The organism is Kribbella sp. NPDC055071, assembly GCF_053608045.1.
Window position 1 is genome coordinate 22,780 of the sequence record NZ_JBSGUS010000015.1, and the last position, 17,469, is coordinate 40,248.

The 17,469-nt window shown below is 68.3% G+C and carries 18 protein-coding genes; 11 read left to right on the top strand and 7 right to left on the bottom strand.

Going from position 1 to position 17,469, the window contains the following annotated elements; genetic code table 11:
- Positions 1–69 precede the first annotated feature (69 nt).
- The 7 genes from ACWF4Z_RS24110 to ACWF4Z_RS24140 all read left to right on the top strand — a co-directional run bounded on the left by ACWF4Z_RS24110 (position 70) and on the right by ACWF4Z_RS24140 (position 6,332).
- Entirely contained in the window at positions 70–774 is a 705-nt protein-coding gene (locus ACWF4Z_RS24110; protein ID WP_452245388.1) for a GntR family transcriptional regulator, read from the top strand.
- 146 nt (positions 775–920) lie between these two features.
- Positions 921–2,003, top strand: coding sequence for a TIGR03364 family FAD-dependent oxidoreductase (locus tag ACWF4Z_RS24115; protein ID WP_452245389.1), 1,083 nt, complete (start codon positions 921–923; stop codon positions 2,001–2,003).
- Positions 2,000–2,683, top strand: coding sequence for a phosphonatase-like hydrolase (locus ACWF4Z_RS24120; RefSeq protein WP_452245390.1), 684 nt, complete (start codon positions 2,000–2,002; stop codon positions 2,681–2,683). The genes ACWF4Z_RS24115 and ACWF4Z_RS24120 overlap by 4 nt, the downstream gene beginning before the upstream one ends.
- Positions 2,680–3,705, top strand: coding sequence for a 2-aminoethylphosphonate ABC transporter substrate-binding protein (locus tag ACWF4Z_RS24125; protein ID WP_452245391.1), 1,026 nt, complete (start codon positions 2,680–2,682; stop codon positions 3,703–3,705). Before ACWF4Z_RS24120 ends, ACWF4Z_RS24125 begins: the two co-directional genes overlap by 4 nt.
- On the top strand, positions 3,702–4,736 hold the full coding sequence (locus ACWF4Z_RS24130) for an ABC transporter ATP-binding protein (RefSeq protein WP_452245392.1): 1,035 nt from the start codon (positions 3,702–3,704) through the stop codon (positions 4,734–4,736). Before ACWF4Z_RS24125 ends, ACWF4Z_RS24130 begins: the two co-directional genes overlap by 4 nt.
- Positions 4,736–5,551: a 2-aminoethylphosphonate ABC transporter permease subunit gene (locus ACWF4Z_RS24135; RefSeq protein WP_452245393.1), complete on the top strand. Its 816-nt coding sequence runs from the start codon at positions 4,736–4,738 to the stop codon at positions 5,549–5,551. The genes ACWF4Z_RS24130 and ACWF4Z_RS24135 overlap by 1 nt, the downstream gene beginning before the upstream one ends.
- Entirely contained in the window at positions 5,535–6,332 is a 798-nt protein-coding gene (locus ACWF4Z_RS24140; RefSeq protein ID WP_452245394.1) for an ABC transporter permease, read from the top strand. Before ACWF4Z_RS24135 ends, ACWF4Z_RS24140 begins: the two co-directional genes overlap by 17 nt.
- Here ACWF4Z_RS24140 and ACWF4Z_RS24145 read toward each other — a convergent pair.
- From ACWF4Z_RS24145 to ACWF4Z_RS24155, 3 genes are read right to left on the bottom strand one after another with little or no spacing between them, the layout of a single operon-like run.
- Complete coding sequence (locus ACWF4Z_RS24145; RefSeq protein ID WP_452245395.1) at positions 6,292–6,732, bottom strand: SRPBCC family protein; 441 nt, start codon at positions 6,730–6,732, stop codon at positions 6,292–6,294. The genes ACWF4Z_RS24140 and ACWF4Z_RS24145 overlap by 41 nt on opposite strands.
- Positions 6,722–7,042, bottom strand: coding sequence for an ArsR/SmtB family transcription factor (locus ACWF4Z_RS24150; protein WP_452245396.1), 321 nt, complete (start codon positions 7,040–7,042; stop codon positions 6,722–6,724). The genes ACWF4Z_RS24145 and ACWF4Z_RS24150 overlap by 11 nt, the downstream gene beginning before the upstream one ends.
- A gap of 39 nt (positions 7,043–7,081) precedes the next feature.
- On the bottom strand, positions 7,082–8,146 hold the full coding sequence (locus ACWF4Z_RS24155; RefSeq protein WP_452245397.1) for a methyltransferase: 1,065 nt from the start codon (positions 8,144–8,146) through the stop codon (positions 7,082–7,084).
- Positions 8,147–8,236: 90 nt separating this feature from the next.
- Here ACWF4Z_RS24155 and ACWF4Z_RS24160 point away from each other — a divergent pair, with 90 nt between their 5' ends.
- The 4 genes from ACWF4Z_RS24160 (at position 8,237) to ACWF4Z_RS24175 (ending at position 14,128) form a co-directional block, all read left to right on the top strand.
- A complete protein-coding gene (locus ACWF4Z_RS24160) occupies positions 8,237–10,939 on the top strand; it encodes a helix-turn-helix transcriptional regulator (RefSeq protein ID WP_452245398.1) in 2,703 nt (900 codons plus the stop codon).
- Between the two features lie 10 nt (positions 10,940–10,949).
- A complete protein-coding gene (locus ACWF4Z_RS24165; RefSeq protein WP_452245399.1) occupies positions 10,950–12,131 on the top strand; it encodes a cytochrome P450 family protein in 1,182 nt (393 codons plus the stop codon).
- Positions 12,132–12,247: 116 nt separating this feature from the next.
- Positions 12,248–12,877 (top strand): DedA family protein, encoded by a 630-nt coding sequence (locus tag ACWF4Z_RS24170; protein ID WP_452245400.1) that lies wholly within the window; start codon positions 12,248–12,250, stop codon positions 12,875–12,877.
- 75 nt (positions 12,878–12,952) lie between these two features.
- A complete protein-coding gene (locus ACWF4Z_RS24175) occupies positions 12,953–14,128 on the top strand; it encodes a hypothetical protein (protein WP_452245401.1) in 1,176 nt (391 codons plus the stop codon).
- On the opposite strand, the gene ACWF4Z_RS24180 is transcribed toward ACWF4Z_RS24175, so the two are convergent.
- From ACWF4Z_RS24180 to ACWF4Z_RS24195, 4 genes are all read right to left on the bottom strand, one after another.
- On the bottom strand, positions 14,123–14,947 hold the full coding sequence (locus ACWF4Z_RS24180) for an acyltransferase domain-containing protein (protein WP_452245402.1): 825 nt from the start codon (positions 14,945–14,947) through the stop codon (positions 14,123–14,125). The two genes, ACWF4Z_RS24175 and ACWF4Z_RS24180, sit on opposite strands and share 6 nt — an antisense overlap.
- 144 nt (positions 14,948–15,091) lie before the next feature.
- Complete coding sequence (locus tag ACWF4Z_RS24185; protein ID WP_452245403.1) at positions 15,092–15,379, bottom strand: 4a-hydroxytetrahydrobiopterin dehydratase; 288 nt, start codon at positions 15,377–15,379, stop codon at positions 15,092–15,094.
- Positions 15,380–15,396: 17 nt separating this feature from the next.
- Positions 15,397–15,939, bottom strand: coding sequence for a hypothetical protein (locus ACWF4Z_RS24190; protein ID WP_452245404.1), 543 nt, complete (start codon positions 15,937–15,939; stop codon positions 15,397–15,399).
- A gap of 99 nt (positions 15,940–16,038) precedes the next feature.
- A complete protein-coding gene (locus ACWF4Z_RS24195) occupies positions 16,039–17,439 on the bottom strand; it encodes an MFS transporter (protein ID WP_452245405.1) in 1,401 nt (466 codons plus the stop codon).
- Positions 17,440–17,469 lie beyond the last annotated feature (30 nt).

The window sequence follows — 17,469 nt, forward strand, 5'->3', positions numbered from 1 at the left end:
TTTGCCACCCCGGGGCTTGAGGTTTGTCGGAGGGCTGGATGGGCTGGGGGCTCGACTAGAGTCGGTTGGGTGAGCGTGCCGTTGCATTTCGTCGTGAAGACTCGGTTGGTCGAGGTGGTGGAGCGGCTCGGGGAGGGGGCGGCGCTGCCGCCGGAGCGGGTGCTGGCCAAGGAGTTCGGGGTCTCTCGGTGGACCATGCGGCAGGCGATCCGGGAGCTGATCGCCGACGGGCGGCTGCGGGCGCGGCAGGGGCAGGGCACGTTCGTGGCGACGCCGAAGCTCGTGCAGCCGCTGGCTCTGGTCAGTTACATGGAGGCACTCCGCGCTCAGGGTCACACGCCGAGCCGCGAGGTGGTGGTGTTCGACGAGGTCCCCGCGGATGCCGAGCTCGCCGAGAAGCTGAAGATCGCCGAGGGTGACCCGGTGCATCGGCTGGAGCGAGTCCTGTTCGCGGACGGGCAGCCGATCGGGATCGAAACGACGTACATGTCGGTGCAGCGTTTCCCGACCTTGCGGGAAAAGCTCGTCCAGCCGACCGAGTCGCTGTACCGGTGTCTGACCGACGAGCTCGGGGTGCGCTTCGGCGAGGGTGAGGAGCTGGTCGAGACGGTGATCGCGACGCCCCGCGAGGCCGATCTGCTGAAGGCAACCCAGTCGCTGCCGATGCTGCTCCTGCACCGGACCAGCCGGGACGCCGATGGTGAACCGATCGAGGCGGTCCGTTCCCTCTTCCGCGGCGACCGCGTCGGCTTCCGCGCGACCCTCAGGCCATAAGCCGGCCAATCAGCAGGCATAAGCAGGCCGTGAACAAAGCCTGAGCCCGACTGTTCGCTGCCGGTTTACCCGCCGGTCAACCAGGTCGCACACTCTCTTCATTGGTCCGGACCAATCTTGGGCCAAGTTGAGCAAGGGAGATGCGCGTGCGGGTGGTTGTGGTCGGCGGTGGCGTGCTCGGGACGCTGCACGCCTGGGAAGCGGTACGGCGAGGGCACGAGGTGCTGCAGGTGGAGCGCGAACTGGAGGCTCGCGGCGCCAGTGTGCGGAACTTCGGACTGGTCTGGGTCAGCGGCCGCGCCGACGGCGCCGAGATCGACGTGGCGCTCCGGGCCCGGGAGCTGTGGGAGCAGGTACCGGGGATCAGCTTCCGTCCGGCCGGATCGCTCACCGTTTGCCGGAACGAAGCCGAGCTGGCCGTGGCCAAAGCGGCCGCCGCCCGCCCGGACGCCGCGGCGCGCGGGTTTCAGGTCCTGGATGCGGAACAGACCCGCGAGCGCAACCCGGCGTTGAAGGGCGACCTGCAGGGTGCGCTGTGGTGCGAGCGGGACGCCATCGTCGAACCGCGCGAGGTTCTTCCCGCTGTGCGCAAGGAGCTGGAGAAGTCCGGCCGGTACGAGTTCCTCGGTGGGAGGGAGGTGCGGGCGGTCGAGAGCGGACGGATCGTCGACGATCACCAGCACACCCACAGCGGCGACCTGGTCTTCCTCTGCACGGGTGCCTGGCACAGCGGGCTGATCCGCGAGCTGACCGAGGACCTGCCGGTACGGCGGGTCCGCCTGCAGATGATGCAGACCGCGCCGCTCGACGACACCCTCACCACCGCCGTCGCGGACGCGGACAGCTTCCGCTACTACCCGGCGTACAACGGTGCGGCCGTGCAGGAACTGGAGCCGCAGGCAACAGTTGCCAAGGACAACTTCATGCAGTTGCTGATGGTCCAGCGCACCCACGGCGGTCTGACCATCGGTGACACCCACGAATACGCCGAGCCCTTCGGCTTCGACGTACAGAACGATCCGTACGAGTACCTGCAGCAGACCGTCGAGCGCATCCTCGGCCGCCCGTTGCCGAGCATCGTCCGGCGCTGGGCCGGCGTCTACTCGCAGGCCACCAGCGACGAGATCGTCGTACGGCGGGAAGTCGCACCGAACGTCCACCTGGTCACAGGGCCGGGCGGGCGCGGCATGACCATGTCCCCGGCGATCGCGGAGGCGAGTTTCCAATGATCCAGCTGGCAGTCTTGGACATGGCAGGTACGACGGTCGCCGACGACGGACTCGTCGAACGCGCCTTCACCGCCGCGATAGGTGCCCAGGGCATCGAGGTGGGAACACCCGAGTACGACCGGATGATCGGCTACGTCCGCGCCACCATGGGCGAGTCGAAGATCACCGTCTTCCGGGCCCTGGTCGAGACCGAGGACGCCGCCCAGCAGGCGAACAAGGCCTTCGAGACCGCGTATGCGGCTCTCGTCGACGACGGCTACTGCAGCCCGATCGACGGTGCCGAAGACGCGATCAGGCAACTGCAGGAGGCAGGCCTCAAGGTCTGCCTGACCACCGGCTTCTCCGAGTCCACCCAACACCGAATCCTGTCCGCCCTCGGCTGGGAGAACCTGGCCGACCTCACCTTGTGCCCGGCCCAGGCGGGCCGCGGCCGGCCGTACCCGGACCTGGTCCTGAAGGCCGTGCTCGACCTGCAAGCCGATGCCGTGGCGAACGTGGCCGTGGCCGGTGACACCGCCTACGACATGACGTCGGGAGTCTCGGCCGGTGCCGGGATCGTCGCCGGCGTCCGTACCGGCGCCCACACCGCGGAAGCTCTGACAGCCGCGGGCGCAACGCACGTCCTCGAGTCGGTCCGGGACCTGCCCGGCCTGCTCCTCGATCGAAAGCTGGAGAAGTGAAGGCTCTGAAGACCCTGCTCGCCGCCGCTCTCGTGCTCACCGGCGTTGCCGCCTGTGGCGGGACCGGTGCCGCATCCACCGGCGGCGACGCGACCAAGACCGTGACCGTCTACACCGCCGACGGCCTGGCCGACTGGTACAAGACCCGATTCGACGCGTTCACCCAGAAGACCGGCATCAAGGTGCAGTCGGTCGAGGCCGGCTCGGGCGAGGTGGTGTCGCGGCTGCAGAAGGAGAAGTCCAACCCGCAGGCCGACGTCGTGGTCACGCTGCCGCCGTTCATCCAGAAGGCGTCCAAGGACGGGCTGCTGCAGAAGTACGACGTACCCGGCAGCGAGCACGTGAAGGGCGTCAAGGGCGACGACTACGTGGCGGTCGTGGACAACTACCTCTGCTTCATCGCCAACGCGAAGGCCGGAACGCCGAAGACCTTCGACGACCTGCTCGACGCGAGGTTCAAGGGCAAGCTGCAGTACTCGACCCCGGGTCAGGCCGGTGACGGCACCGCCGTACTGCTGTTGCTGCAGCACCTGCTCGGCAAGCAGGGCGCGCTCGACTACCTGGCCAAGCTGCAGCCGAACAACGTCGGCCCGTCGGCCTCGACCGGCAAGCTGCAGCCGAAGGTCAGCAAGGGCGAGCTGCTGGTCGCGAACGGCGACGTGCAGATGAACCTCACCTCGATCGCTGTCGACAAATCCGCATTCAGCGTGTTCTTCCCGGCCGGCAAGGACGGCAAGCAGTCCACGCTGGCACTGCCGTACGTGATGGGTCTCGGGGCGGGCGCCCCGAACGCCGACGGCGGCAAGCAGCTGATGGAGTACCTGCTGTCCACCGACGCGCAGCAGACCGTCTCGGGCGACGCGTACGGGATCCCCGCGCGCGACGACGTCAAGCCGACCGACGCGAACTTCGCGGCCGTGCAGAAGGCGATGACCGGCGTCGAGGTCTACCAGCCGGACTGGACCGCCGTGCTCAGCGACCTCGACGCGGATGTTGCCGCCTACAACAAGGCGATCGGATGACCGTCCGACTCGATGACGTGACGGTGCACTTCGGCCCCACGTTGGCGTTGGAAGGGCTGAACCTGACAGTGGCGGCCGGTGAAACGGTCGCCCTGCTCGGGCCGTCGGGCTCGGGCAAGTCGACCGCGCTGAAGGCGGTAGCCGGCTTCGTCCGGCCGACCCGCGGCCGGGTCAGCCTGGCCGGTCAGGACGTCACCGGTCTCCCGCCGTCGCGGCGGGGGATCGGGGTGGTCGTGCAGCAGTACGCGTTATTCCCGCACCTGCGGGTCGCCGACAACGTCGCCTTCGGCCTGCGGGCTGCCCGCAAGCCGAAGGCGGAGGTGACCAGGCGGGTCGCCGAGATGCTCGAGATGGTGGGGATGACGGCGTACGCACGCAGGTTTCCCCGGGAACTCTCCGGTGGTCAGCAGCAGCGGGTCGCGATCGCGCGGGCGCTCGCGATCCGTCCGCCGGTGCTGTTGCTCGACGAACCGCTGGCCGCGCTCGACGCGCAATTGCGCGCGGACATGCTCGGCGAGCTGCAGAAGCTACGCCGCGAAGTGCCGGACGTCGCGATTGTCTATGTCACGCACGACCAGTCCGAGGCGCTCGCGCTCGCGGACCGGATCGCCGTGATGCGCGACGCCCGGCTGGTCGACATCGCTCCCGCCACCGAGTTGTACGCCGCTCCGCCGTCGGCCTTCACGGCGTCCTTCTTGGGCGGTGCGAACCTGTTGCCGGTCGAGCCGTTCGGCGATGGTGTCAAGGTGGCCGGTCACGTGCTTCCCGGCGTACGGGCGATTCCCGGCAAGGAACTGTTGTGTATCCGGCCGCACGCGATCAAGCTCGCCGAGGGGGGCCTGCCCGGTCGGTTGGTCGCGGCGCAGTGGCGTGGGGCGTCCAACCAGCTCACCTGCTCGATCGACGGACTTCCGGACGTGTCGGTGCGGATCGATCTGCCGGCCGATGGCCAGGTGCCTCAACTGGGTGCGCCGGTGTCCATGGTGCTGCCGGCTGAGGCGTGCAGCCTGGTTCCCGCGGAGACACGCTGATGGCGGTCGAGGCGCTGACCACACCAATTGCCGTCAGCAACCAAAAGCGGAGTGACAAGCGGTCGTTGTGGTTGGTGCCGCCGTTCCTGCTGATCGCCGTGCTGGTGATCTATCCGCTGGTGCTGGTGGCCGAGGAGTCGATCGGCTCCTGGGGCACGGTGATCGGTTCGGCGGAGTTCCGGGACGCGTTGGTCCGGACGATCCAGATCGCGGTGTGTTCGACGATCGGTTGCCTGCTCGTCGGGACCTTTCTCGCGGTCGTGATCAGCTTCGTGCCGTTCCCGGGTGCGCGGGTCGTGGCCGGGCTGGTCGACACGATGCTCGCGCTGCCGTCGTTCCTGGTGGCGTTGTCGTTCACCTTCATCTACGGCACGACCGGGATCCTGCGGGCCGGTGGGTTCCTGACGTCGCCGTGGGCCGTGGTGCTGGCCGAGGTCACGTTCTACACGCCGTTCGTGATGCGTCCGTTGCTCGCGGCAATGAGTCGGTTGCCTCGGGCCCAGTTGGAGGTGGCCGCGAGTCTCGGTGCCGGTCCGTGGCGGGTGTTGCGGCAGGTCGTGGTGCCGGAGGTTCGGCCGGCGCTGGTGGCCGGCGGCAGCCTGACGCTGCTGTTGACGCTCAACGAGTTCGGCATCGTGTTGTTCCTGGGCGCGAAGGGCACGACCACGCTGCCGATGCTCGTGCACACCAAGGGCATCGTGCTGTTCGACTATCCGGGTGCTTGCGTGATCGCCGTCGTACAGATCGCGTTGTCGCTCGGTTTGTACACCGTCCTGCGGATGGCACTGGGAGGTCGTCGTGCTCGTCTGGACTAGAGGTGGGAAGGCGATCACCTGGATCGCGTTCGCGGTGGTGTTCGGAGTGCTGGTGCTTGCGCCGTTCCTGGTGGTGATCGCGGCGGCGTTCGCCGGCTCGTGGAACGGCGTCCTCCCGACCGATCCGACCGGTGCGCATCTGCGGGCGGCGTTGTCGGGTGACGAGTTGGCTTCGTTGTCGGTGAGTCTGCAGACCGCGTTCCTGGGTGGGTTGTTGGCGGTCACAGTCGGCACCTGGGGAGCGTTGGCGGCGCATGGCGCACCGACTCCGTTGGCTCGGGTTGCGGATGCGTTGCACAACCTGCCGATCGCCGTACCGTCGGTCGTGGTCGGGCTCGGCCTGCTGGTCGCGTTCTCCCGGCAGCCGATCCTCCTCAACGGCACCAAGTGGATCGTGGTGATCGCGCACCTGGTCCTGATGGTTGCCTTCAGCTACGGAACGGTCGGCGCCGCCCTCCAACGGATCGATCCGTCGTACGCCGATGTCGCGGCGTCGCTCGGCGCATCGTCCGCCCGGGTGCTGTGGCGCGTCCGGCTGCCGATGTTGCTGCCCGCGATCTCCTCGGCGGCCGGCCTGTCAGTGGCTCTCTCGATGGGTGAGGTCGGTGCCACGATCATGGTCTACCCGGCCTCGTGGCGGACCCTGCCGGTCAGCATCTTCGCGCTGACCGATCGAGGTCAGGCCTTCACCGCAGCCGCCGAGGCCGTGGTGTTGCTCGTGGCAACCGTCGTCCTCGTCGTCACCCTCGATCGACTACGGGGTCGGGCTGTCGAACGGTAAGCAACTCGGCCAGCCGGCCCAGCTCCGGCTCCCAGCCCATCCGGTGGTTCGCAGCGTCCTCGGCCGTCGCGAACCCGGTATGAGTCAGCAGCATCCGCGTCCCGTCGGGGACTTCGGACAGCTCGACCGAGACCCGGGTCGGCTCGTCCTCGTCGCCGTCCCACCGCCAGCTGAACGCCAACCGGTACGGCGGTTCCACCTCGAGATAGGTGCCGCGGACAACATGCGGTCCCATCTCGACGACATAGTCACCGCCGACCCGGACGTCGGCCTGGACCTTCAGCTCCCAGGCCGGGTTGGGGCAGTACCACCGGGTCAGCAGTTCCGCTCGGGACCAGGCGTCGTACACCCTCCCGATCGTTGCCGGCAGCACCCGTTCGATCCGGATCTCAGTCTCCACGCCCGTCGTCCCCTCGCAGCAGTTCTTCCAACCGGTCCACGGTGCTGTTCCAGTACGACGTGAGGTCCCCGAGCCACTCCTGGACCTCGGCGAAGGCGGTCGGCCGGATCGTGCAGACCACGGTCCGGCCGACCTTCCGCCGGGTCACCAGCCCCGCCTCCACCAGCACCCCGACGTGCTTGGTCATTGCCGGCAAGGTGAGCTGGTGCGGTTCGGCGAGCTCGCCCATCGTGGCGTCGCCCCGACTCAGCCGGCTCACGATGGCCAGCCGGGTCGGGTCGGCGAGTGCCCCGAAGGTCGACGTCAGCACGCCAACACTTCACCAGTTGGTGAACTATTCTGTCAAGGTCTAGGGCCGAACCTCGAAGACCAGGTTGAACGGTGTCTCCGCGACGGTGCGGAACCGGGTGAACCCGGCGGCGGTGGTGACGTCGCGGATGCGGGACGGTCCGGCTTGGGTGCCCAGGGCCAGGCCTACGGGTTGTGAGAGTGAGGCCGGCGTGCAGAGGAGCGTGGAGAAGCCGTAGTACGCACGGCCCACCGGGTTGAGGTTGTCCTCTACGTGATCGCCGGCCATCGGCTCGACCAGCATCCAGGTGCCGTCCGGTGCCAGTGACTCGTGCACCTGGCGGGCGGCGCCGACCGGGTCGCCCATGTCGTGCAGGGCGTCGAACGTCGTGACCAGGTCGTACCCCGACCCGCTGAAGCCGGTCGACGGCGCAACCTCGAACCGAGCGCGGTCGTCCACTCCCGCCTCGGCCGCACGCAGGCGAGCGGTCTCGATCGACGCCTGGTGGTAGTCGGACCCGACAAACGTGGACCGGGGGAATTCGGCAGCCATTAGGATCGTGGATGCCCCATGCCCACACCCGATGTCTGCCACCGTCGCGCCGTTCTCCAGTTTCGCGACCACGCCGTCGAGCGCGGGCAGCCAGCTCGTCAGCAGGTTCGCGTTGTACGACGGCCGGAAGAACCGCTCGCAGCCGATGTGAACGTCGGACGTGTGTTCGTGCCATCCGATACCCGCACCGCTACGGGCCGCCTCGATCGTCTCCGTCGTGTGCTGCACAGTCCCCAGCGCGATCTGGAAGAACCCAGGCAGGTACGCCGGACTCGTCGGATCCGTCAACGCGACAGTCTGCTCCGGCGGCATCGTGTAACGGCCGGTGCTCGCGTCGTACTCGACGAAGCCGCCCGCTGCCTGTGCGTTGAGCCATTCGCGCGTGTAGTGCTCGCTGGTGTTGGTCCGTTCGGCCAGCTCGCCCGGAGTGGTCGCGCCGTGGTCGGCGAGCGCTCGGTAGTAGCCGAGTCGGTCGCCCATCACCACTAGCGCCGCGTTGAGCGTCGCCCCCACCTCGTCCACGGCCCGGTAGACGAGGCCCATCAACTTCTCGCCATCGATTGCAACAGTCATTTGCTTCCTCCCCCTGAGATGTGTAGTGCGAACCTATGGACGAACGCTCGACCGTCGCATCAGGTGGGGCACCTGGTGCACACTGCGGAGATGCTCATCGGGCGGGAGACCGAGCGCCGGGTGATCGAGCAGCTGATCGCGGGGGCGCGGGTCGGTGCCTCCGGCGTCCTGCTTGTCACCGGCGAAGCAGGCATCGGCAAAACCGCTCTCCTCGACCAGTCCGCCGCGCAGGCCGACGGACTGCGCGTCCTGCGGGCCAGCGGGACCGAGGCCGAGCAGGAGATCCCTTTCGGCGCACTGCTCCAGCTCCTACGACCTGCACTCGCAGGACTCGATCGTCTGCCCGGACCACAACAGGTGGCGCTCGCCACCGCACTGGCACTGCAGAGAGGACCGAGCGTGCCCGCGGATCGGTTCGCCGTCGGTGCGGCCACACTCAGCCTGATCTGCCGGTACGCCGAAGACGCGCCGCTGGCCCTGATCGTCGATGACGCACATCTGTTGGACCGCCCGTCAGCAGAGGCGCTGTTGTTCGCGGCTCGGCGCCTGGTGGCGGACCCGATCGTGTTGTTGATCGCCGCACGGACCAACGAGCCGCACCCCCTCGCCGATGCGGACCTACCAACCCTGCAGCTCGACGGACTGCCGCTGGATGCGGCCCGACAGATCGTTCGGCACCTACCGGGTGAGCTGGTCGAACGACTGCACCAGACGGTCGCAGGCAACCCCTTGGCCTTGCTCGAACTCGCCGATGATCCGGACCAGCTTCATCGCATGCCGCCCGGCGTCCCGCTGCCTGTCCCAGCGCTGCTCGCAGAAGCCTTTACGACAAGGGCAAACCGGCTCAGCGCAGAGGCGCGGATCGCGCTGCTTGTGGCCGCGGTCGACGATTGCGAGCTCGGCGCGGTGGCCAGAGCGTGCGCGACGCTCGACGTACCGGTCGCTGTGCTGGAGGAGGCCGAGTCGGCCGGGCTGGTTGCCATTCGCGACGGAGAGGTTCAGTTCCGGCATCCGTTGGTCCGGTCCGCGATCTACACGAGTGCGGAACCGGCAGAGCGTCGTACCGTGCACCGGGCGGTGGCTCGCGTCACGCCGGACGAGGACAGACGCGCGTGGCACTTGTCCGAGGCGGTTCTGGGCACAGACGACGAGGTGGCGGCCGGACTCGTCGTCGCGGGCGAGCACGCCGCCGACCGTGGCGCCCACGCGGTCGCATCGACTGCTTACGAACGCGCCGCACGCCTCAGCGGCGAACTGTCGGACCGAGCGCTCCGACTCGTCGCGGCCGGCGAGGCGGCCTGGTCTGCCGGCCTGGCTGACCGTGCCGACGCGCTTCTCGACGATGCACTGTTGTTGGATCCGCCGCGGCCCGTGCGGATCGGCGTCCAGGAGATCCGCGCCGATATCGCCGTCAAATGTGGATCTCCCGCCCGAGCACGAGACATCCTGCTCGCGGCCGCCGCGGAGTGTGAGGATCCGGCCGTGGCCACGGTGCTGCTCGTCGACGCCGTCGGAGCTTGCTTTCGCTTGTGCGACGCGACCGGCGGCCTGGACGTCGCGCACGACATCGACCGGCTGCTGCCCACGGTCGAACGTGCCGGACCCCGCATCATCGGCATGCTGGCCAGCGGTGTCGCCAAGATCCTCGCCGGCCAAGGCGGAACGAGTCAGATCCGTGCGGCGGTCGCGCTCGCGCCCTCGAACGAGCTGGACCGCGACCGCCGCCGACAGGTCTGGATGGTCATCGCGGCGCTGTTCCTGCGGGAGAGCACCGACGGACGCGCGCTCCTGCAACAAGCGATGGTGGAACGACGTGAACAGCTGGCACTCGCCACACTGCCCGGTCTGCTGTTCGTGCTGGCCCGTGACGATGCCACGACTGACCGGTGGGCCGATGCGGTGACGTCGTACGACGAAGGCATCCGCCTGTCGCGTGAGACCGGTCAGACGACCGAGCTGGCGATGAATCTGGCCGGACAGGCGTGGCTGGCCGCGCACCAGGGGAGTGCGGAGTGTCAGACCTTCGCAGCGGAGGCTCTGCGGATCTGTGTGGACCGGCAGATCCACCTGGGCACGGTCTGGTCGTTGTTCGCGTTGGGCGACCTGGAGCTGGGTCGTGGCGATCCCGCCAGTGCACTACCGCAGTACGAACGGCTGGTCGACGTACTGGCGGCCAACGGTCTCAAAGACGCCGACCTGTCGCCCGCACCGGAGTTGGTCGAGGTCTACCTGCGGCTTGGCCGGCCCGACCAGGCCGCCGGCGTCGCACGGGAGTACGCCGTACTCGCGGAAGCCAAGGGACAGCCGTGGTCCCTTGCGCGAGCCGCCCGAGCACGTGCGCTGATCGACGAGAGTGAGCCCGACTTTGAGCGCGCCTTGGCGTGGCATGCGGAGACTCTCGACGCGTTCGAGTTGGCTCGGACGCGGCTGGCCTACGGCGGCTGGCTGCGGCGCGTACGACGACGCGTGGATGCCAGGACCCAGCTGCGCCAGGCCGTGGCGGACTTTGATGCGTTGGGTGCCGCGGGCTGGGCCGACCAGGCCGCTGCGGAGTTGAAGGCGACGGGAGAGACCGCACGGCGCAGAGTGCCGAGCACTGTGGACGAGCTGACTCCGCAGGAGCGACAGATCGCCGTACTGCTCACCGACGGGCAGAGCATCCGGGAGGCCGCCGCCAGACTGTTCCTCAGCCCCAAGACCGTCGAGTACCACCTCCGCAAGGTCTACGCGAAGCTTGGCATCCACTCCCGTGCGGAGCTCGCCGAGCACCTGGGTGGTCCCTCTGAAACGTAGGCTCGCGGGTGTGACGCAGCCGTTCGTAATGACCAGTGGAATCGCCCGGCACCAGGGCTTCGCCGACCTGGCAGCGGACGGCCCGCTGACGCACCTGACCCTGTTCACCGGAGTGCCGGTCTGGCTGGTCACCGGGTACGCCGAAGCACGCACGCTGCTCGCGCATCCGGACGTGATTCGCTCGCCGTTCGAGGCCCCGCATCGCGATTACACCTCCGAGGATCTCGTCCGGGCGACCGACCGACACATGCTGCTGGCCAACCCGCCGGACCACACCCGGCTGCGCAAGCTGGTCACGGCCGCGTTCACGCGTCGGCGCATCGACGCGTTGGAGCCGCGGATCCGCGAGATCACGGCCGGTCTGCTGGACGGGATGGCCGCCGCCGAGCAGCCGATCGACCTGGTGAACGCGTTCAGCTACCCGCTGCCGATCACAGTCATCTCCGAGCTGATCGGCATCCCGGCGGACCGCCGCGACGACTTCCGCCGGTGGTCGCACGTGGCGGTGACCGCGGTCATGCACACGCCGGAGGAGTACACCCACGCGACGAGTTCGATGGTCGCGTTCATCCGTGAGCTGATCGCCCAGAAGACCGCCGAGCCGGCCGACGACCTGCTCTCCGCACTGATCGCGGCCCGCGACGAGGGCGACCAGTTGAGCGCGGACGAGCTCTCCTCGATGATCTTCCTGCTGATCACGGCCGGCCACGAGACCACGGTCAACCTGCTCACGATCGGCGTCTACGCCCTGCTCAAGCATCCCGACCAGCTCGCGCTGATGAAGGCCGAGCCGGAGCGCCTGCCGGCCGTGGTCGAAGAGATCATGCGGTACGACGGTCCGCTGCAGGCGGCGATCCCGTACTTCGCCAAGGCCCCGATCGAGATCGGCGGTCAGCGGATCGAGGCCGACGAGGTGATCGTGTTCGCGCTGCTGCCGGTGAACCGCGACGAACGCCGGTTCGATCGGGCGGACGAGTTCGACATCACCCGGACGGACACCGCGCACCTCGCCTTCGGACACGGTCTGCACCACTGCCTGGGCGCGCCGCTGGCCCGGTTGGAGGGCCGGGTCGCGCTCGGCATGCTGTTCGAGCGCTTCCCCGACCTCCGGCTCGCCGAGCCGGATCGGGACCCGGTGCGGCATCCGGCCCTGCTGATGAACGCCATCGCCGAACTTCCGGTCCGGTTGTGACCGGCTGTCGCGCCATGAGCACAGCCAGACGCAATCACTGAACATCGGATGAACCAGGACCGAATCACACCGATGAAATTGCGACGGAATTGGAGCGAGATGGCATGCTGTCTCCGGTGACGGAGTTGATGGAGGTCTCGCGACACCTGCTCGGGTTGGCCATGGCCTCGCATTGGCTGCTGCTGATCCTGTTCGCGGCCGCTGCCATCGACGCCGTCTTCCCGGTGGTCCCGAGCGAAGGCATGGTTGTGACCGCGGGGATGGCCGCGGCAGTCGGGCATCAGAACCTGCTGCTCGTGATCCTCGTCGCGACCGTGGGCTCCGTGATCGGTGAGTGCACCTGCTACCTCCTGGGCCGCGGCTCCGGCCCCGCACTGCACCGCTGGATGAAGCGGCAGCAGCGCCGACAAGCGATGTACGACAAAGTCTCGGGTGCTCTGCACGCTCGCGGTGGGCTGATCCTGATGACGGTCCGCTACATCCCCGGCGCGCGGATGGTCGCGACGCTGACCGCGGGCGCGACCCGGTACTCGTTCAAGAAGTTCATCGTCTTCACCATCGCGGGCGTGGCCGTCGCCTACACGTACGTCGCGCTGCTCGGCTACATCGGCGGGGACGCGTTCGCGCACGACTCCCTGAAGGCGCTCGCGTTCAGCCTGTGCCTGGCGTCCGGGCTCGGCCTGGTGATCGAGACGTCCCGCCGGATCGCCGTCAAGCGTCGCGCGGCGAAGATCACAAGCGCCTAACGATCGACCCCCGGGTTTCCCGGCGGCTGCGTGTCCCGGGCCAACTCGACCAGGCCCGCATGCGTCAGTAGGGACGTGGTGAGGCCCGCAGTGAATCTCGTCGGCGTCGCGCTGGTCCTGGCGGCGGTCGCCGTCGGCTGCGCGGATGTGCCGCTCGAGGGGTCACCGATCCCGCGTGCTACTCCGACCCCTGCGCCCACTCCCAAGCCCACCCCGACGCCGTCTCTGTCCCCGTCGCCGTCGCCCAGCCAGACGCCATCTACTCCAGGTGTGAAGCTGCCCGCGGCCGCGCCGGTGACGCGCACCTTCCCGGGCCGGTTGAAGAGCGGCAAACCGCCGCTCTTCGTGGTCGTCTCGTTCGACGGCGCCGGCGACCTGCCGCTCTGGTCGCGCTGGCGGGCGGTCGCGAAGCAGGTCAACGCGCGAATGACGTTCTTCCTCTCCGGCCCGTACCTGTACCCGGGAGACCATCGCACCGACTACAAACCGCCGTTCCACCAGCCCGGCGCCTCGGAGATCGGCTGGGGCGACCCGAGCAGCGTGCTCGCCCGTACGACGGTGCTCCGGCAGGCGATCGCCGAAGGCCACGAGATCGGCACCCACGCGAACGGGCATTTCTGCGGAAAGACCGGAATCGGCCGGTGGACGTCGGCGCAGTGGACCGCGGAGCTCGGCGCGTTCGACCAGATGCTGCGGACCGGTCCGACCCTGGCTGCGGGGAAGACGGTTGAACCGCCGTTCGATCCCTCGACCGTGAAGGGGATGCGGACACCGTGCCTGGAAGGCAATCGACCGGCGTACCGGGCGGCGATGGTCAGCCGCGGCATGCTGTACGACGCTTCCGCGACCGGCTACATCGCCTGGCCGAAGAAGGTCGACGGCCTGTGGAACTTCCCACTGCAATCGGTCACGCTGGCCGGCACCAAGAAAACGACGCTGTCGATGGACTACAACCTGTGGTTCAGCCAGACCGGCACGAAGGTCGCACCGGTGGCCCAGGTGCCTGCGCTCAAGGCGCAGGTCCTCGCCACGTACCGCCAGGCACTCGCCAAGTCCCGGGCCAACGGCAACCCGCCGCTGTTCCTCGGCAACCACTTCAACCGCTGGAACAACAGCGTCTACTCCGATGCCCTGACCGACTTCGTCAAGGAGACCTGCGTCCAGCCCGACGTCCGCTGCGTGAGCAACATCGAACTCACGAGCTGGCTCGCGAAGTACGGCGTACCGAGTGGGCGGAACCGTCCGTCATAGCCGCAGGTAGCCGTAGCCGCTCTGCCAGGTGCCGCCGTCCTTGATCCGCTTCACCACGAGGCGCTGCAGGGTGGTGTCCTGCGGGAGCTCATCGAGATTCTCCGTGCCGTGGCGGCGGAAGGTGAAGAAGATCGCGCCGTCCTGGCTGTCGGTCGGTTCCGCGTACGGCGTGAACCGGCGGCCGAACCGCACCATGTTCGAGTCCTGCGGAAGGTTGTCGAGCAGGTAGGGATCGATCAGCCAGGACCACAGGTCGGCGGTCTGCACTGGATACTCGGGGAAGTACCGGGCGAAGAACTCCCGGGCTTGCGCAAAGCTGTCGTCGACCACCTCGGGAGTCAGCGGACCGGTCTCCGGGATGTGTACGCCGATCACCCACTCGCCCGGCTCGGTCCCCGGGACGGGCCGGTCCGCCTCGACCTGGTGCAGCAGGAACTGGAGCCGGCCGAGCGCGTAGATCTGCCCGGTCCAGGCGATCGTCAGCCACCAGTGCGTCTCCAGGCTGTACTCGCCGTGCGTCCGGCGGCTCACCTTCAACTGCTGGCCGAGATCCGCGAGGCTGGCCCAGCTGATGTCGTCCGGGATCCCGCGCTCGGCATGGAACCGGCGGATGTCCGGCACGGTGTCCAGGAACGCCTGCACCGAGTTCCGGTTGTCCTCCGGCATGCGCAGCTCCGGCTCGCTGCCGAACTTCCCGATCGCGGCGCGGATCTGATCAGCCAGGTCCTTCACCACCGCCGGATCCGCGGCGAACGCCTCGGCCGCCTCTCGATCGGCGTCGTCGAAGCCCAGCAGCCGGAACTCTTCAGCAGTCGTCACCCACCAAAGGTAACAATCCTTCCAGTTAATCAGTCCGCCGCCGTGTCGATGGGCGGACTACCGGTTGGCCGGCCCGCCGACGTGTCGATGAGCGGACTTCCGGTTGCGCGGGCCGCCGCGGTGTCGGTGGGGACTTCCGTGGAGCTAGCCCGCCGCGGTGTCGATGTGGCGGGCCAGGACGAGGTCGTCCTCGGTGATGCCGCCGGCCTCGTGGCTGCTGACCTTGAACGTGATGGTGGTGTAGCGGATGTCGATGTCCGGGTGGTGGTTCATCGACTCGGCCAGTTGGGCGACCGTCGCGACGAGCCGGATGCCGTCCAGGAACGTGTCCTTGGTGACGCTGCGGACCAACTCTCCGTCCACGACCTTCCACTCCGGCAGGTGGTCGCGGACCGCAAGATCGATCTGGTCATCCGTCAGCAGCTCAGCCATGACGGCCACTCTAGACCTCAATCTGTTTCCCGAATGCCAGCCGGTGCGGCGGGCTTGCGGCGGCGGACGGTTAGCCAGAGGGCGACGGCGGCCAGGATGCCGAGCACGAACAGGGCGACACCGACGAACTGCAGGTTGCTGCCCCACAACCCCGAGTAGTGCGCCTTCTCCGGTTTGCTCGCCGCGACCTTGTCGACCTCGGTCTGGATCTGACCCTGCTCGTCCTTGGTGAGTTCGCCCGCGCCGAGACCCGCGGCCAGGGCGGTGATCCGGGCGGACTCCGCGTCGCTGAAGCCGGGGAACTCGACGGAGGCCACAAAGCTGTAGTCGAGCGAGGTGCAGCCCATCGCCTTGCCGGTCTTGAGGTCGAAGTGGGCCGGCAGCGACTTGGTGCAGGTGTCACCCTCGCCCAGGAACTGCACCTTGTACTGGTTGCCGAGCTTGGACTTCTGGGCACCGCCGGCGATCACGAGTCCGATCCCGGCGATGTACCCGACGATGATGCCGATGACGAGAAGCGGAACGAGCTTGGAGGTTTTACGGCCTGCCGTCGAATTCACGCGAGCAGCGTAGAGGCCGCGGAGCTGCTAATAGGCGCTCATACGTGGTCTGTTTCGATCAGTGGACGTTCGGCCCGGGTGGCCGGGGGAGGAGGCGGTTTATCGAGCAGAGTGCCGTACTCGGAGTGAAGCGAGTAGGGCGAGTAGGGCGACACCCGCACCCGCGGTGATGATCGAGCCGAAGACCCAGGGCCGCGGGTTGTCGGCGTTGAAGGCGAGCAGGGTGCCGCTGGTTGCGAGTGCGGTCGCGACGCTGATCGTGCCGGACATCTGGGCGGCGCTGCTGTTGCGGCCGGAGTTGTTGTGGTCGGACAGATCCAAGGTGAGCACCGAAAGGCTTGACGAGCTCAGGCCCATCCCGATCCCCGCGATCGCCCAGCTGCTCAACCCCAACCACGCGGTCGCATCGGTCCAGGCCAGCAGGGAAGCGCCTAGCGTGCCCACGGTCATGAAGGCGAGGCCGGTCCGCAGTACGGTGACGCGGGCGATTCCGTGTTCTCTGCCTTGCAACCACGAGCCGAACGCCCAGCTCACGCCGGTGATCGACAGCGACAACCCGGCCTCCGCCGGGCTGAAGTGATGCTGCAGTGTCAGCAGCAGCGGCAGGTACGCGCCGGCGCCCATGAACGCCGCGCCACCGAGCCCGCGGACGGCGACGACAGCCGGGAACCCGGGCCGGGCGACGAAGGTCCCCTTCGGCATCACGCGGACGGCGGCGACCGCGAGGATCACCAACGCCAGTGGGATCGTGATCCCGCCGAGTACCGGATGTGCCGCGAGATGGTCACCGGCCAACGTCATCGAGAAGAGCGCGACCGATGCGGCGAACGCCCACGGGACCATAGAGCGTGAGGCCTCGAGCTCAGCCGTCTCATCAGCGGTCCGTTCGGGGGTCGGGGTGTCCAGCGACTGGCGCATCGCCGGCCCGAGCAGCAGCCAGGTCGGGATCAGCAGGACGACCGCGCCGAGGAACACCCAGCGCCACCCGAACTGCTCCGTCACCACGCCGGTCAGCACCGGACCCAGCACCGACGGCAGGATCCACATCGCGGCGAACAGCGAGAACATCCGCGGCCGCAGCACGTCCGGCAACGCGCGGGCGACGAGGACCATGAGGGACACATCGATCAGGCCCTCGGACAGACCGCTGAGCAGTCGCCCCGCAATCACCATCGGCATTCCGACCGCGGTCCCGACCAGCAACTGCGCGAGGGCGAACGCGATCGCGCCTGCGCGCAGCGTCGGGATCGGGCCGCGCCGATCCGACCACAGGCCGGCGATCGCCAGCGAGATCAGGTAGCTCGCGTTCGGGGCCGCGTTGGCCAGGCCGAAGCTGCCCAGCGCGTCGAATTCGCGGACCATCGTGGGCAACGCCGTACCGACGGCTCTGTTCTCGAGCGCGGCGAGCGTGACCAGGCCGATCACGCCGAGAACCAGCGGCAGGTGCTTGCCGTTGAACAGCCGTGGACGAGGGGCGTCGACGGACACGGTGGAGGTCATGCCCGCTATCGTCGAAGCTCAAGTGGACTT